The 15499-nt window shown below is 71.8% G+C and carries 13 protein-coding genes; 2 read left to right on the top strand and 11 right to left on the bottom strand.

Going from position 1 to position 15499, the window contains the following annotated elements; translation table 11 throughout:
• From cobA to IM767_RS16785, 10 genes are all read right to left on the bottom strand, one after another.
• On the bottom strand, positions 1-834 hold the full coding sequence (cobA, locus tag IM767_RS16830; RefSeq protein ID WP_109208606.1) for a uroporphyrinogen-III C-methyltransferase: 834 nt from the start codon (positions 832-834) through the stop codon (positions 1-3).
• Complete coding sequence (locus tag IM767_RS16825) at positions 831-1769, bottom strand: ABC transporter permease (protein ID WP_109208605.1); 939 nt, start codon at positions 1767-1769, stop codon at positions 831-833. Before IM767_RS16825 ends, cobA begins: the two co-directional genes overlap by 4 nt.
• Positions 1759-2658 carry an ABC transporter ATP-binding protein gene (locus tag IM767_RS16820; protein ID WP_109208604.1) on the bottom strand — a complete coding sequence of 300 codons (900 nt, stop codon included), beginning with the start codon at positions 2656-2658 and terminating at the stop codon, positions 1759-1761. Before IM767_RS16820 ends, IM767_RS16825 begins: the two co-directional genes overlap by 11 nt.
• Before the next feature lie 2 nt (positions 2659-2660).
• The gene (locus IM767_RS16815) at positions 2661-3740 is read right to left on the bottom strand and encodes an ABC transporter substrate-binding protein (RefSeq protein ID WP_109208603.1); all 1080 of its coding nucleotides are present in this window, start codon (positions 3738-3740) and stop codon (positions 2661-2663) included.
• 55 nt (positions 3741-3795) lie between these two features.
• Positions 3796-5106: a sulfate adenylyltransferase subunit 1 gene (locus IM767_RS16810; protein ID WP_109208602.1), complete on the bottom strand. Its 1311-nt coding sequence runs from the start codon at positions 5104-5106 to the stop codon at positions 3796-3798.
• Positions 5106-6023, bottom strand: a complete 918-nt coding sequence (gene cysD, locus IM767_RS16805; protein ID WP_239453075.1) for a sulfate adenylyltransferase subunit CysD — start codon at positions 6021-6023, stop codon at positions 5106-5108. The genes IM767_RS16810 and cysD overlap by 1 nt, the downstream gene beginning before the upstream one ends.
• On the bottom strand, positions 6020-6763 hold the full coding sequence (locus IM767_RS16800; RefSeq protein ID WP_109208600.1) for a phosphoadenylyl-sulfate reductase: 744 nt from the start codon (positions 6761-6763) through the stop codon (positions 6020-6022). The genes cysD and IM767_RS16800 overlap by 4 nt, the downstream gene beginning before the upstream one ends.
• The gene (locus tag IM767_RS16795; protein WP_198426067.1) at positions 6760-8544 is read right to left on the bottom strand and encodes a nitrite/sulfite reductase; all 1785 of its coding nucleotides are present in this window, start codon (positions 8542-8544) and stop codon (positions 6760-6762) included. Before IM767_RS16795 ends, IM767_RS16800 begins: the two co-directional genes overlap by 4 nt.
• A gap of 104 nt (positions 8545-8648) precedes the next feature.
• A complete protein-coding gene (locus IM767_RS20890; protein WP_162564191.1) occupies positions 8649-9350 on the bottom strand; it encodes a sirohydrochlorin chelatase in 702 nt (233 codons plus the stop codon).
• Positions 9351-9747: 397 nt separating this feature from the next.
• Complete coding sequence (locus IM767_RS16785; protein WP_109208597.1) at positions 9748-10680, bottom strand: MarR family winged helix-turn-helix transcriptional regulator; 933 nt, start codon at positions 10678-10680, stop codon at positions 9748-9750.
• Positions 10681-10795: 115 nt separating this feature from the next.
• Here IM767_RS16785 and IM767_RS20885 point away from each other — a divergent pair, with 115 nt between their 5' ends.
• Positions 10796-11476, top strand: coding sequence for a MarR family winged helix-turn-helix transcriptional regulator (locus IM767_RS20885; RefSeq protein WP_239453073.1), 681 nt, complete (start codon positions 10796-10798; stop codon positions 11474-11476).
• A 117-nt stretch (positions 11477-11593) separates the two neighbouring features.
• The gene (locus tag IM767_RS16775; RefSeq protein WP_277924954.1) at positions 11594-13342 is read left to right on the top strand and encodes a BCCT family transporter; all 1749 of its coding nucleotides are present in this window, start codon (positions 11594-11596) and stop codon (positions 13340-13342) included.
• On the opposite strand, the gene IM767_RS16770 is transcribed toward IM767_RS16775, so the two are convergent.
• The gene (locus IM767_RS16770) at positions 13339-15438 is read right to left on the bottom strand and encodes a vWA domain-containing protein (RefSeq protein WP_109208594.1); all 2100 of its coding nucleotides are present in this window, start codon (positions 15436-15438) and stop codon (positions 13339-13341) included. The genes IM767_RS16775 and IM767_RS16770 overlap by 4 nt on opposite strands.
• Positions 15439-15499: the final 61 nt, after the last annotated feature.

Here is a 15499-nt window from a genome sequence, read left to right as displayed (position 1 = left end):
TCAGGCGCGCCGGCTGCGCTCGGGAGCAGCGAGGGGGTCGTACTGGGAGAGATCGAGGGTCGCGAATTCGACGGGCGCGTACGGGCTGAGCCTGACGACGTCGCCGACGACCACGACGGCGGGGGAGCGGATGCCTCGCTCGGCGGCCTGGTGCGCGATGGTCGCGAGTGTGCCGACCGTGACCCGCTGGCGGGGCCCGTAGCCGTCTTCCACCACGGCGACGGGGCAGTCGGCGCCGCGCGCGCCGCGGGCCAGCGTGATCGCGGAGTTCGCGAGGGTGCCGATGCCCATGAGCAGGACGACGGTGTGGTCGCGCCCGCCGCCGAGCGACTCGATCTGGTCGTGCGCGGTCGCGACGGTGAAGGCGGTGGCGACTCCGCGGTGGGTGAGCGGGATGCCGGCGATCGCGGGCACCGAGATCGCGCTGGTGATGCCGGGCACGACCTCGACTGCCACACCGGCCTCCTGGCACGCGTGAAGCTCTTCGCCTCCGCGGCCGAAGACGTAGGGGTCGCCGCCCTTGAGCCGCACGACGGTCCTGCCGTCGTGGGCGAGCTGGACGAGCAGCGCGTTGATGGCGTCCTGCGGCACGGCGTGGTGCCCGGGGAGCTTGCCCACGTCCACGACCTCGGCGCGCAGCTCCACGCCGTCGGCGGCCAGGCCGTCGAGCACAGCACGGGCGCCGAGCCGGTCGGCGACGATGACGTCGGCGGCCTCCAGGGCGCGCAGGCCCTTGATGGTGAGCAGGCCCGCATCACCGGGTCCTGCACCGACGAGCCATACCTTGCCGGTGGGCGTCGATTCCGGTCCCTGAGCCTGTCGAAGGGCGGTCATCGGGCACCTCCGGTGATGAGCAGGCCGCGGCGCTTCAGCATCCGTCGCTCCAGCGGCCCGAAGAAGACGAGTTCGATGAGGATCCCGATCGCGAGGATCAGGATGATCGTCGCCAGCACGCCGGCCAGGTCGGCGAGCTCCCGCGACTGCTGCAGCATCGAGCCCAGGCCGAACCCGATCGAGCCGCCGGTCGCGATGATCTCGGCCGCCATGAGCGAGCGCCACGAGAACGCCCAGCCCTGCTTGAGGCCGGCCAGGTAGCCGGGAAGGGCTGCAGGCAGGATCACCGAGGTGGCCAGCTGCCAGCGCGAGGCGCCGAGCACCGTTCCGACGCGCCGCAGCTGCGGCGGCACCTGGTCGATGCCGGCGATCAGGCCGTTGACGATCGACGGGATGGCGCCCATGAGGATGACGAAGTAGACGGTCGCGTCCGACAGGCCGAACCAGATGATCGCCGCGGGCACCCATGCCACGGACGGCAGCACCTGCAGTCCGGAGATGATCGGACCGACCGCGCGGCGGATGGGACGCACCTCCGCCAGCAGCAGGCCGATCGGCGTGCCGACGACGATCGCTATGAGGAAGCCGGCGATGCCGCGTTCGAGGCTGGTCGCGACGGCCTCCTGCAACCGGCCGGTGTCCCACGCGAGGCCGAGGGCGTTCCACACGTCGACGGGGCTCGGCACCTTGTCGGGCCGGGGCTCGGCGATGACGACGTACAGCTGCCACGCGACGATCAGGAGGATCAGGAAGACGATCGGCGGCACGACGCTCGCGGTGATGCGGCGCCAGCGGCCGGTGCGGTCGCCGGCGTCGGTCTGGAGGCTGTCGAGCCCGGCCTCGAGCGAGCGGAGGTCGTCGGTATGTGCTTCGACACGCTCGGCAACCGCTGCTCCGGGTCCCGGAGCGTGTCGAAGGGCGCTGTCATCCGGCATTGCGGCGGATCTCCTTCCGCAGCTCTTCGGTGATCTCCACCGAGAGGGCGGCGACCTCGGGCGACTCGATGCGGCGGCCTGTGGTCTTGCCGATCTTCCACTGCTGCACGATCCGGCCCGGCCGGCTGCCCATGAGCACGACGCGCTGGCCGAGGCGCGCGGCCTCGCGAACGTTGTGGGTGACGAAGACGATGGTGCGTCCGGTCGCACGCCACACCCGCTCGAGCTCCTCGTGCAGGAGATCGCGGGTGATGGCATCCAGCGCGGCGAACGGCTCGTCCATCAGCAGCACGGGCCGGTCCTGCGCCAGCGCACGGGCCAGCGCGACGCGCTGCCGCATGCCGCCCGACAGCTCGTGCGGACGCTTCTCGGCGGCATCCGCCAGATTCACGGTGTCGAGCAGGGCCAGCGCCTTGTCGCGGCGCTCGCCGCGGGGGACGCCCCGCAGCCGCAGCGCGAGCTCGACGTTCTTGCGGGCCGTGAGCCAGGGCATGAGCGCCGACTCCTGGAACATGACCGCCGAGCCCTCGTCGGGCGTCTGGATGCGGCCGGCACTCGGGCGCTCCAGCCCCGCGATGAGGTTGAGGAGCGTCGACTTGCCGCATCCCGACGCACCCAGGAGGCACACGAACTCTCCGGGCGCGATGTCGAGCGACACGTCGTCGAGCACGATCGGACCGGAGCCGAACCGCTTGGACACCCCGTCGATGCGGACGGCGGGCGCCGGCGCGGGTGCGGGGACGGCGACGGGCGTGACGCTGTCGAAGCTCGGCGCGAGCGGGTTGGTCGGGCCCGCGGAAGCGGACGCGCCCGCCCCCGAGGCCGCGCGCGCGGCCCCGGAGGCGGATGCCGGCGCGGTAGCTGCCTTTCGGCCCGCTGCGGTGTTCATGTTCAGTCCTCGCCGAGTCCTGCCGCCGAGACGGGCTCTGCGCCCGCGGTCTCGAGCTGCTCGTTGAGCAGGCGCAGGTCGAACAGGCCCTCGATCGAGCCCTCCTTCTGCGTGCCGGCTTCGATGCCGTTCTCGACGAGCGTCTGGAAGGTGTCGGCGTGCGGGTCGACCGAGAACGTGACGTGCTCGAGCGCGCGCTGGATGACGGCATCCGCCAGCGGCTTGCCGGTCTCCTTCTCGATCGCGCCGTTGATGACCGCCGGCGCCTCCGCGGCGTTGTCGGCGATCCACTGCACGGCCGCGTCGTGGCCCTTCAGCAGGTCGGCGACGACGTCGGGGTGCTCGTCGAGGAACTCCTTGCGCACGAGCAGCACGGTCGTGGGGAACTCGCCGTCCTCCCAGAGGTCGGCCTCGTCCTGCAGCACGTGGGCGCCGGCGTCGACGATCAGGCGCGAGACCCACGGCTCGGGCAGCCACGCGCCGTCGAGCTGGCCGTCCTGGAAGAGCGTCAGCGTCTGGGCGTTCTCGGTCGGCGTGATCTGCACGTCGCCGCCGCCGGAGGTGTCGGTCTCGAAGCCCTGGTCGGCAAGCCACACCCGCGCCGACACGTCCTGGGTGTTGCCCAGCTGCGGCGTTGCGATCGTGGTGCCCTCGAGGTCGGCCGGGTCGTCGATGCCCTCGCGGACCACCAGCGCCGCGCCGCCGGTCGCGGCGCCCGCGATGATGCGCGCCGACTCGCCGCCGGACTGGATGAAGGTGTTGATCGACGGGTTGGGGCCGATGTAGGTCGCGTCGATCGCGCCGGCCGAGAGCGCCTCGATGGCTGCGGGGCCGGCGTTGAAGACCTGCGTGGTCACGTCGACGTCGCCCAGCGCGTCGGCGAACAGGCCCTCCTCGAGCCCGACGAGCGCCGGCGCGTGGGTGACGTTCGCGAAGTAGCCCAGGCGCAGCTCGCTCACCGAAGCGGTGTCGCCGTCGGCCGAGGCGTCGCCCGAGGTCGCCGCCGCGGAGGCGCAGCCGGCCATCATGGCAGCCACGAGTCCCAGGGTTGTGAGTGCTGTCGCGGTGCGGATCTTGTTCACGGTGTCGCCTCCTTAGGTTCGGTGTTGCTGGGTGGGTGGTGCTGCCCGCGACGGTTCAGTCGCGGACGATGCCGGCGGCGAGCGTCGCGCCGTCGGACGGATGGATCACGAGGAACGAGCCCCCGTGGCGGCTGATGGCGTACGGCTCCAGCGGCAGGTCGGCGGCCACCCGTAGGCGTACGCGGCCGATGTCGTTGGTCTCGAGCGTCTGCGCCGGCTCGTGGGTGAGCGCGTCGAGGTCGTAGCGCGACTCGATCTGCGCGACGATCGCCTGCACGGTCGCGGTGCCGTGCTTGACGAGGACGCGGATGCCGGGGGTCAATGCCCGCGCGTCGAGCTGGAACAGCTCGGCGTCGAACTCGCGACGGGCAGCCGGCAGCGAGCCCGCCGCGACGACGAGGGCACCGCGGGCGGTGTCGATGTCGTCGGCGAACTCGAGCGAGACGGACTGCGCGGCGGTCGCCTCTTCGACCGCGGTGCCGGCCGAGCGGATGCCGGTGACCGTGGTCGCGCGGCCCGCCGGGAAGATCTCCACCCGGTCGCCGACGCGCACGACGCCGCTGGAGATGCGGCCCGCGACGGCGCGGTAGTCGCGCAGCTGCTCGGCCTCCGCCTCGGCGATGCCGGGCGCCAGACCGCCCTGCGGGCGGAGCACGAGCTGCACCGGAAGGCGCAGCGGTTCCAGCGCGCGCTCGGCGTCGTCGGCCGCGGGCAGCGTCTCCAGGAGCTCGAGGAGTGCAGGCCCCTCGTACCAGGGCGTGCGCTCGGAGCGGTCGACGATGTTGTCGCCCTCGAGTGCCGACACCGGGATGACGTGGAGGTCGTCGATGCCGAGCTCGGTCGCGACGCGCTCGGCCTGCGCCGTGACGTCGGCGAACGTCTCCTGCGAGAAGCCGACGAGGTCGATCTTGTTGACCGCGACGATCACGTGCGGGACGCGCAGCAGCGCGACGACGGCGAGGTGGCGCTTCGTCTGCTCCACGACGCCCTTGCGCGCGTCGACGAGGACGACCACCGCGTCCGCCGTCGTCGCACCGGTGACCATGTTGCGCGTGTACTGCACGTGGCCCGGGCAGTCGGCCAGGATGAACGACCGTGCACCGGTCGAGAAGTAGCGGTACGCGACGTCGATCGTGATCCCCTGCTCGCGCTCGGCGCGCAGGCCGTCGGTGAGGAGGGCGAAGTCGAAGTCGCCGTGCGCGAAGCCGCGATCGGCCGACGTGCGGGCGACCTGCTCGAGCTGGTCGGCGAGGATCGCCTTCGAGTCGTGCAGCAGGCGGCCGACGAGCGTCGACTTGCCGTCGTCGACCGAGCCCGCCGTCGCGAAGCGGAACAGCGTGGGCTGGGCGGTGAGCGTCGCGGTCATCAGAAGTACCCGTCCTTCTTGCGGTCCTCCATGGCCGCCTCGCTGAGGCGGTCGTCGGCGCGGGTCGCACCGCGCTCGGTGAGGGTGGAGACGGCGACCTCGGCGACGATCGCGGCCAGGTCCGCGGCATCCGATTCCACTGCTCCGGTGCAGCTCATGTCGCCGACCGTGCGGTAGCGCACCGTGCGGCGCTCGATCGTCTCGTTCTCGCGCGGCGGCGAGAACGGCCCGACCGGGCGCCACATGCCGTCTCGGGCGTAGACGTCGCGCTCGTGCGCGAAGTACAGCGGCGGCAGCGCGATGCCCTCGCGCTCGATGTAGCGCCAGACGTCGAGCTCGGTCCAGTTCGAGATCGGGAACGCGCGCACGTGCTGGCCAGGCGTGTGGCGGCCGTTGTACAGGCTCCACAGCTCCGGGCGCTGGTTGCGCGGGTCCCACTGGCCGAACTCGTCGCGCAGCGAGATGATGCGCTCCTTGGCGCGCGCCTTGTCTTCGTCGCGGCGCGCCCCGCCGAAGACGGCGTCGTGGCGGCCGGCGGCGATCGCGTCGAGGAGCGGCAGCGTCTGCAGCGGGTTGCGGGTGCCGTCGGCGCGCTCCTGCAGGCGGCCGTCGTCGATGTAGTCCTGCACGCGGGCGACCTCGAGACGGATGCCGAGGCGCTCGACGGTCTCGTCGCGGAAGGCGATGACCTCGGGGAAGTTGTGGCCGGTGTCGACGTGCAGCACCGGGAACGGCACCCTGCCCGGCGCGAACGCCTTGGTCGCCAGGTGCAGCACGACGACGGAGTCCTTGCCGCCCGAGAACAGCAGCACGGGCCGCTCGAACTCGGCGACGACCTCGCGGATGACGTGGATGGCCTCGGCCTCGAGCAGGTCGAGGGTCGAGAGCGCGGTGGGGGCGGCGATCGTACCGGTCATTCGTGGAGCCCGCATTCGGTCTTCGAGGAGCCGGCCCAGCGGCCGGATCGGGGGTCTTCGCCGGCGGCGACCGGCCTCGTGCACGGCTCGCAGCCGATCGAGGGGTAGCCGAACCCGACCAGGAGGTTCACCGGAGCCTTGTGCGCGGCCGCGTACTCGAGCACGTCGTCGAAGCTCCACGCGGCGACCGGGTTGACCTTGACGAGGCCGTTGCGCTCATCCCACGTCACGAGCGGCGTGTTCGTGCGGGTGGGCGCTTCGTCGCGGCGCACCCCCGTGAACCACACCTCGTACCCGCCGAGCGCGTCCTGCAGGGGAGCGACCTTGCGGCGTGCGCAGCACAGGCTCGCGTCGCGCTCGAAGAGCTTCGCGCCGAACTCGGCGTCCTGCTCCGCGACCGTCTGGTCGGGCGTGATGTCGACGATCCGCACGTCCAGCGCCCGCTGCACTTCGTCGCGTGTCGCGTACGTCTCGGTGAAGTGGTAGCCGGTGTCGAGGAACAGCACGTCGACGCCCGGCAGCTGCTCGGCGACGAGGTGGGGCAGCGCGGCATCGGCCATCGAGCAGGCGACGGCTGCGGCATCCGTTCCGAAATTGCGCGCGACCCACGCGACCACGTCGGCAGCGGATGCCTCGTGCTCGGTGAGGCTGCCGAGCTCGAGGTTGCCCTGCTCGGCGAGGGCGCGGAGCTCTTCGCGCGTGCGCTTGACGGCGACGCGGGGTGCCAGCGAGACGGTCACTGGAGCGCCTCCTCTTCGGCGCGGTGCGCCCACTGGGCGAAGGTCTCGTCGGCCTCGCGGTCGGCGAGGAAGCGGGTCACGACGCGCTCGACGTAATCGGCGATGCCGTCGGCCGCGACCTTCAGGCCGCGGACGGTGCGGCCGAGGCCGGGCTCGTCGCGGTCCTGCGAGGCGAGGCCGCCGCCGAGGTGCACCTGGTAGCCCGGCACCTGCTCGCCGTCGATGGTGACGAGCTGGCCCTTGAGCCCGATGTCGGCGGTCTGGATGCGCGCGCACGAGTTCGGGCACCCGTTGACGTGGAGGGAGATCGGATGCGGCAGCTCGAAGCCCTTGAGACGCTCCTCGAGGTCGAGCACCGCCGCGGTCGCGTTGACCTTCGTCTCGACGATCGCGAGCTTGCAGAACTCGATGCCGGTGCACGCGATGGTGCCGCGGCGGATGAGGCTCGGACGCGCCTGCAGACCGAGCGCGTCGAGCTCGCCGATCAGCGGCTCCACGTTCTCGGCCGGCACGTCGAGGATCACGAGCTTCTGGTGCGGCGTCGTGCGCAGGCGGGTCGAGCCGTGCGCCTCGATGACGTCGGCGAGCTTGGCGAGCGTCGGGCCCGAGACGCGGCCCACGATCGGCGTGACGCCGATGTAGAAGCGGCCGTCCTTCTGCTCGTGCACGCCGACGTGGTCGCCGATGGTCTTCGGCTGCGCGGGCGCAGGACCGTCGGGCAGCTCATAGCCGAGGTACTCGTCCTGCAGCACCTGACGGAACTTCTCGGTGCCCCACTCGGCGAGCAGGAACTTCAGGCGCGCCTTGTTGCGCAGGCGCCGGTAGCCGTAGTCCCGGAAGATCTGGGTCACGCCGTGCCAGGCGTCGGCCACCTGGTCGGGGCGCACGAAGGTGCCCAGGCGCTCGCCCAGACGCGGTGTCGTCGAGAGGGCGCCGCCGACCCACAGGTCGTAGCCGATCCCCAGCTCGGGGTGCTCGACCGCGACGAAGGCGACGTCGTTGATCTCGTGGACGACGTCCTGGCTCGGGTGGCCGGTGATCGCGGACTTGAACTTGCGGGGAAGGTTCGCGAGCGTCTCGTCGCGGAGGAACCGCGACGTGATCTCCTGGATCTGCGGCGTCGGGTCGATGAGCTCGTCGGCGGCGATGCCGGCGACCGGGGAGCCGAGGATCACGCGGGGGACGTCGCCGCACGCCTCGGTGGTCTGCAGGCCCACGGCCTCGAGGCGGCGCCAGATCTCGGGCACGTCCTCGACGCGGATCCAGTGCAGCTGGATGTTCTGGCGGTCGGTGATGTCGGCGGTGTCACGGGCGAACTCGGTCGAGATGCCGGCGACGACGCGCAGCTGCTCGGTGGTCAGCTGGCCGCCGTCGATGCGCACCCGCAGCATGAAGAACTCGTCTTCGAGCTCTTCGGGCGTGAGGGTCGCGGTGCGGCCGCCGTCGATCCCGGGCTTGCGCTGGGTGTAGAGGCCCCACACGCGGAACCGGCCGTGCAGATCGGTCGGGTCGATGGACGCGAAGCCGCCCTTCGAGTAGGTGTTCTCGATGCGCTCGCGCACGCTCAGACCGTTGTCGACCTGCTTCCACTCCTCGTTGCCGTTGAGCGGGGTCGTGCCGTCGATCTTCCACTGTCCGTTGGGCTTCGACGACGCACGCGGCGGGCGCACGGCCGCGCGCGGGCGGTCGTCCGCGGCTCGCGGTTCGGTGTCGCTGATGGTCACGGTGGCCTCCGGTGTCGACCCCGAGGCGTCCCCCGGGCGGGACCCTATCGAGTCCATTCCGTGAGGTTAGAAGCGAGTCGCCCGCCGACCTATCCGAGCGTCAAGTGACGTTAACCGGCGTAACGGGGCGTCACACAGTTGCAGGTGGGCCACTGGTGGACTCAGTCCGACAATCCGGCGGCGGCCCGGTAGCGGTCCGCGACGATGTCGACGAGCGCGACCGGCGGCTCGTCGTCGCCGACCAGAGGCGCGGCGACAGGGGCGCCGGCGGCGAGCCTGACGGCGAGGTCGTGGAAGTAGCCCGGAGCGATGAGGTAGTCGGCGACGACGACGCGCTCGGCGTGGGCGGAAGTGTGCGTGACGGCGACGTCGAGGCGCGGGTCGGCGGCCGCGAGGAAGCCGACGGTGACCTCGCGGTCGAGCCGGGCCCCCAGCATCCGTCCGATCTCACGACAGTCCTCGTTCGCCCGGTCGTCACTCGAGCCGGCGACCGCGAGCACCACGGCGTCGCCGGGCGCGAGGTCGAGCGGCTGGAGGCGCGCCAGCAGGGCGTCGACGAGCCGCGGATCGGGACCCAGCGCCGGGGCGATCGTCACGCCGTCGCGGCCCGCGGTCTGCTCGATGAGGTCGACGCGAACGTGATAGCCCGCCGACAGCAGGAGCGGCACGATCACGACCGGCATTCCCTCGGGGAGGGAGTCGAGGGATGCCGCGACATCCGGCTGCTGCACATCCACATGCCCGAGCCGCACGACGACGTCGGGCAGCGCTCGCGCGACGGCGTCGACCAGCGCCGCGACCGCCGCCTGCCCCGCGGGCGAAGAGGTGCCGTGCGAGATGGCCAGGAGTGCGGGGGCGGTCACGGGGCTATTGTGCCTCGCCGGTGTGACGCGCGTGTGACGTCGCCCCGGTGCGGTGCTGCCGCCCGGGGCGTTTCGGTGGGGGCTCTCGGCGGGGGCGGGGTCCGGACTTCGCAGCCCTTCGGGGCCGAATCGGTGGGAAACCTGGACCGGGGTTGTGCCGGTCGGTGCGATGTCCGGACTTCGCAGGCTTGAGGGCCCGGATTGGTGGGAAACCTGGAACGGGGTTGTGCCGCTCGGTGCGACGTCCGGACTTCGCCGGCCTCGGGGCGGGGCTCCGCTGGTACGGAGACGATGAGAGACACGCCGCGCCGAAGGTGATCGGCGCGGCGTGTCGTCCGGTGGGTCCGCAGCTGCGGGTCCGCGGCTGCGCGTGCGGGGAGGGAACGGATGCCGCGGCTCAGGCCGCGCCCGCCTCCCGGCCACGCGCGAACCCGGCGTCGAAGCCGCGCTCGTAGGCGTGCTGCGAGCCGCGACCGCCGTGACGGTGGTGTCCGCCGCGCCCATGGTGTCCGCCGTGGCCGTGCTGGTCGTGGCTGCCGTGGTGGCCGCCGCGGCCGTGCGCACCGTGGTCGCGGTGACCGTGTGCGGCGTGCGGGTGGTGGCCGCGGCATCCGTCGTCCCATGCCTCGTGGGCGTGACCGCCGGGGCCGTGGCCGTGGGCGTCTCCGTAGGCGTCGTGAAGGTCCGGGTCGAACGGGTGCGGGTGCCCGCCGAAGCGCGGGGCGCCGAAGCCAGGGCCGCCGAAGCCGGGCCCGCCGTGGCCCGGGCGGAATCCGGGACCGAACCCGGGACCGAAGCCCTCGCCACGACCGCGACCGAAGCCGCGACCGCGGCCGAAGCCACGGCCGGAGCCGCGTCTGCGGCCCGCCGCACTCTCGTCCCAGCCGAGCTCGCGGGCGATCGCCTCGAGCGAGCCGGTGAGGGCGGTGTAAGCCTCGTCGTCGCCGACGGCGGCGGTGACACGGGCGCGGATGCCGTCGACGATCTCGCCGATGCGCTTCTTCTCGCTCGTGCCGAGGTCGGTGAGGGTCCACGTGCCGTCGCCGTTCTGCTGGACCCAGCCGCGCTCCTCCAGTCCGCGCAGGCGCTTGCCTTTGCGGGCGAGGCGCTCGCGGAGCTCGGGGGCGTCGACATCGCCCGCGAGCACATTGAGCAGCATCCAGTCCCGTCGCGTGAGGCCTTCTGCCTCGAGCGCCGTGGCGAACTCCCGTGTCAGGAGCGCGTCGACGGCGCGCAGCCAGTAGCCGAGCGGGCGCGGTTCGGTGGGCCGGGCGGCCTGGTCGCCGCCGGTGTTGTCGTTGTTCTCTTCGTTGTCGTCGAGGTGGTTCATGAGGAAGTCCTTTCGCGGGCGACCGGGCTGGCCGCCGAACTATATGTCGTTGTACATGTACATGCAGTGTGACATGGATTCCGAATCCATGTCAAGTCGCATGTAAATTGGACGCATGCCGTCCGCACCCGACGACCCTTCCGATGCCATCGCCGCTGCGCTCGCGCGTCTGCGCGGTCGACGGATGCCGCGACCGCCGTGGGCCGAAGGCCCGCACGGTGCGGGCACGCACGCCCACGGCCACGGTGGGCCGCACGGCGGGCACGGACACAGCGGCCACGGCGCGGACCACACGGACGCGGGCCACGCGCACGACTCGGACCACGCCCACGGCGAAGACCCCACCCGCGGCTTCCCCGGCCGCGGAGGCCGCGGCGGTCCCTGGGGTCGTGGCGGACCGGGCTTCGGCCCGCCCGGGGGCTTCGGACCCCCGCCCTGGGGCGCGGGCGGCCGCATCGGCGGGCCGGCACGGATGCGATTGCTCGAGGCGCTGGCCGCGGCATCCCACCCCCTCTCGGTGGGCGAGATCGCCGACGCGATCGGCGTCGATCAGCCGCGCGCGTCGCGACTCGTACAGCAGGCGGTCGAGCTCGAACTGGCTCGCCGCGAGGCCGACCCTGACGACGCTCGTCGCACCCGCGTGGCGCTGACGGATGCCGGAACGCGGCTGGTGCGCGGCTTCCGGGGCGAGCGGCGCGAGGCGATCGACGCCGCGCTCGCCGCCTTCACCGACGCCGAGCGCGCCGAGCTGGCACGGCTGCTGACCAAGCTCGCCGACTCGTGGCCCGGCGTGTGAGGCCTACCTGCTCGGGAGTCACGCGGATAGCGTGGGTGCGTGACCGACGAACCGGACAGGCGCGTCTCATCCGGCGCCGTCCCGCCCGACCATGAGGACGAGCACGGCGCCGGCACGCTGCCGGGCGAGTCCGAGCGCGTGATCGTCGGCGCCGGCATCCAGCGGTGGGTGTTCTGGCCGGCAGCCGCCGTGGTGATGGTCTTCAGCGCGTTCGCGATCATCGCTCCGCGAGCGGCGGATGCGCTCTTCGCGGCGATCCAGTCGAGCATCGTGAACGCCTTCAACTGGTACTACGTGCTCATCGCCGCCTTCTTCGTCGCCTTCGCGCTGGTGATGGGCTTCTCGCGGTTCGGAGACATCAGGCTCGGCCGCGACGACGAGAAGCCGGAGTTCTCGGTCGGCGCGTGGTTCGCCCTGCTGTTCGCCGCCGGGATGGGGATCGGCCTCGTCTTCTACGGCGTCAGCGAACCGCTCAGCCATTACGTCTCGCCGCGACCGGGTGTGAGCGGCACCCCGGAGCAGCTGGCCCAGCAGGCGCTGACCCAGACCTATCTTCACTGGGGCGTCCAGGCGTGGGCGATCTACGTCGTCGTCGGTCTGGGACTCGCCTACGCGATCCACCGACGCGGGCGGCCGGTCTCGATCCGGTGGACCCTCGAGCCGGTGCTCGGGCGCAAACGCGTCGAAGGCCCGTGGGGTCATGCGATCGACATCGTCGCCCTCGCCGGCACGCTCTTCGGCGTCGCGACCTCGCTCGGCCTGGGCGTGCTCCAGATCAGCTCCGGGCTCGAGTCGGCCGGGCTCGGAGAGCCCACGGTGGGGCTGCAGGTGCTCATCATCGGGATCATCACGGTGTTCGTGCTGATGTCGGTCCTGTCCGGGGTGGGCCGCGGCATGAAGTGGCTGTCGTCGGCGAACCTGATCCTGGCCGGCGTGCTCCTGCTGTACCTCCTGGTCTTCGGGCAGACGGAGTTCCTGCTGCGGGAGTGGGTGCAGTCGATCGGGGGCTACATCCAGAACTACATCGGACTGTCGTTCAACGTCAGCGCCTTCCAGGGCCAGGCGGGCGAGGAGTGGCAGGCATCCTGGACGTCGTTCTACTGGGGCTGGTGGATCTCGTGGTCGCCGTTCGTCGGCATCTTCATCGCACGCATCTCACGGGGGCGCACCGTGCGCGAGTTCGTGCTCGGCGTGATCATCGTGCCGACGATGATGGGGATCCTGTGGTTCGCGGTGCTCGGCGGCTCCGCGCTGGCGCTCGAGCTCAGCGACCCAGGCTCGATGACCCTCCCCGACGGGACAGTCGACCTCGAAGGCGCGATCTTCCAGCTCGTGGACTACTTCCCGGGAAGCACGGTGCTCACGATCGGCATCATCGTGCTGATCTCGATCTTCTTCGTGACGTCGGCCGATTCGGGAGCGCTGGTGATGGGCATGATCGCCACCGGAGGCAACCAGGAGCCGGCGAAGTGGATCCGCACCTTCTTCACGCTGGTGACCGCGGTGCTCGCGGTCTCGCTCCTCCTCACCGGCGGGCTGACAGCCCTGCAGACGGCGGCCATCACGATCGCGCTGCCCTTCAGCGTGGTCATGCTCCTCATGTGCTGGTCGACGATCGTCGCATTCCGGCGCGAGCGGGCCGCGTACGACCATGCGCGGCGTGACGCGTTCGTCGAGAGGATCGGCGACTATTACGGGCTCGAGGTCGAGGGCCCCGATCAGCGCGGCGTCCGCTGGCCGCAGCTGCCGCGCTGGTTGCGGGGACGGCCTGGTCAGGCGTCGGTGCCGCCCGCCGGGAGCCCGGCGGATGACGGCCGGTCCTCCGCGAAGACGGATGCGGATCGGCCGGCACCGCCGAACTCCTAGAAGCTCGTGACCAGGTCTCCGAGCACGGCCTCGAGCTTCGAGGGATCCGTCGCGTCGTAGTAGTGCGCGCCCGTCGCGCTCGAGATCGACTGCAGCGTCGCCACGTCGGCGTCGGCACCGTACGCGAGGGTGAAGATCAGCACCGGCGTGGCGTGGTGCATGTCCTTCAGGTTCGCGAGCATCTCGTCGGCGCTGATCGTCGGCGCGTTCGGGGCGTCGTTCTCGCCGTCGCTCAGCAGCACGACGGCGTTGATGTGATCGGCCGACCAGGCCGACGCCTGCTGCGCCGCGAACGTGTCGACCGCCTGGTAGAGCGGGGTGTCGCCCATGGAGGTCAAGCCGCCGAGCGCGCCGAGGAACGCGTCGCGCGATGAGCCGATGTCGGCGACCGGTGAGACAAGGCCCGGCACCATCGCGCCGTCGGGCGCCTGCGCGAACGCCGCCAGGCCCACGTCGTCGCCGGTCGTGAAGTGCCCGAGCGCCTCCTCGATGGCCTTGCGCGCCTGGGTGAGCTTGGTGTCGGACGCCGAGATCGGCTCGTCCATCGATCCCGACACGTCCAGCAGGAACAGCACGTTCGCGCGCTTGCGCACCTCCGGGAATGAGGCCTGGACGGCCGTGACCACGTCGGCGCCCGGGAAGGCCAGGGTGCCGCGCTGCGCCGCGTCGAGCTGGCCCACCTTGGCGACGCCCTCGTCGAGGGCGCGGTTGAGATCGCGGTACCCGGCCGAGCGCACGGCGGACTGACCCTGCGCGGTGTGCGTGAAGCGGATGAAGTCGGCGGCCGCCTCGGACTCGACGGGATCGATCCACGGGCCGGTCAGTCGCATCACGGGGTTGTCGGCGGAGTAGTAGCCGTCGGTCGGGTAGATGGGCACCAGCTGCTCGGCCGGGGGCTCCGCCTGCGTGCGGTTGATGCCGTCGCGGCTGGTGATGCCGCGGTTGTAGTCCCACACCGACTTCTCGTCGACGATGACGGCCGAGAGGAAGTCGGCGGCGGAACCGGACGCCTCGGCCTGGCGCGCGTGCCACAGGAAATGCTCGGGCGTGGCCATGTAGTGGCTCGTCGCGGTCTCGTTCTCGTGCACCTGCGCCTGGACGGTCGTGTTCTGCACGTCGGCGACGGCGAGGTCGGCCACCGAGCCGGACGCCGTGCCGAACGAGGCGAACATCGCCGCCTCACCCGAGGTCGCCACGAGAGGGCTCGTCTTCCCGAGCTTGAAGGCGCCCCACTCGGGGTGCCCGAGACCGCTCCACAGCTCGGCGTCGCCGGCGGCCTCGAAGATCTCGGACCAGCTCGGCGACTCGGCATCCCACCCGATCGTCTCGGCGAGCCGCTCGGGCACCGCGAGGACGATGTCGGAGATCGCGACGCTCGCGCCCTCCGCACGGAGGTTGGTGGCACCCTGCGCCTGGGCGACATCGGCCCACGTCGAGGAGTCGGGCAGCCACACCGTGGGCTTCTGGTCGTCGGCGAGGTTCGGGAAGCCCGTCGCCACCACGGCGGCGGCGACGCCGGACTTGTCCTTGGTGGTCGTGACGGTGACGCACGAGCCGGCGACGTTGCGCGGCTGGCTGTTGTACGCGGCCGCGAGACTCTCGACCATCTCGGCGTTCTCGAACGACGACAGCACGCGGACGCTCGCACACGGCTCTGCGCCGGCGGTCGCGGCCGGCTCGTCCTGCGGGAACTCGATGAGCTCCACCTCGGCCGGCGCCTGCGGAGCGGGTTCGGCGGCGGTGGGCTCGGAGTCGGAGAGGTTCGAGACGATCGCGTACGAGACCGAGCCGATCGACCCGACGAGCACGACGATGCCGGCGACGGTGCCCCACAGCATCAGCTGGCGGCGACGCCTGCGGCGGCGTTCGCGCCGTTCTTCGATCGCCGACGGCTTCTTCGGCGAAGCGGTGGTCGCCCGGTTTCCGGACGACGCGGAGGGTGCGGAGGGGGTCGCGGCCGGGGCGGCCGGAGCGGTGGAGAAGACGGGGGCGGGGGTCGACGGCGACGCCGAGGGCATCGGTGCGGTCACCGGATTCGAAGACTGGCCGCGGCGAGGTCCGGGCGCGTCCTCGTCGCCGCGCATGCGGTCGCGCATGAGCATCCTAGAGGTCGGTGCGGCCGTGAGGCCGGGCGGGGGGTCACCGGCCGGGTAGTCC

The organism is Microbacterium ureisolvens (assembly GCF_015278315.1).
Lineage (GTDB): Bacteria > Actinomycetota > Actinomycetes > Actinomycetales > Microbacteriaceae > Microbacterium > Microbacterium ureisolvens.
Note: the sequence above shows the minus strand (reverse complement) of the source record. Positions and strands in the feature narration are given on the sequence as shown.

Bases quoted from the DNA above. Each gene is read 5' to 3' on its own strand.
- cobA (WP_109208606.1), bottom strand. From the start codon at position 834: ATGACCGCCCTTCGACAGGCTCAGGGACCGGAATCGACGCCCACCGGC.
- IM767_RS16825 (WP_109208605.1), bottom strand. From the start codon at position 1,769: ATGCCGGATGACAGCGCCCTTCGACACGCTCCGGGACCCGGAGCAGCG.
- IM767_RS16820 (WP_109208604.1), bottom strand. From the start codon at position 2,658: ATGAACACCGCAGCGGGCCGAAAGGCAGCTACCGCGCCGGCATCCGCC.
- IM767_RS16810 (WP_109208602.1), bottom strand. From the start codon at position 5,106: ATGACCGCGACGCTCACCGCCCAGCCCACGCTGTTCCGCTTCGCGACG.
- cysD (WP_239453075.1), bottom strand. From the start codon at position 6,023: ATGACCGGTACGATCGCCGCCCCCACCGCGCTCTCGACCCTCGACCTG.
- IM767_RS16795 (WP_198426067.1), bottom strand. From the start codon at position 8,544: ATGGACTCGATAGGGTCCCGCCCGGGGGACGCCTCGGGGTCGACACCG.
- IM767_RS16785 (WP_109208597.1), bottom strand. From the start codon at position 10,680: ATGAACCACCTCGACGACAACGAAGAGAACAACGACAACACCGGCGGC.
- IM767_RS20885 (WP_239453073.1), top strand. From the start codon at position 10,796: ATGCCGTCCGCACCCGACGACCCTTCCGATGCCATCGCCGCTGCGCTC.
- IM767_RS16770 (WP_109208594.1), bottom strand. From the start codon at position 15,438: ATGCGCGACCGCATGCGCGGCGACGAGGACGCGCCCGGACCTCGCCGC.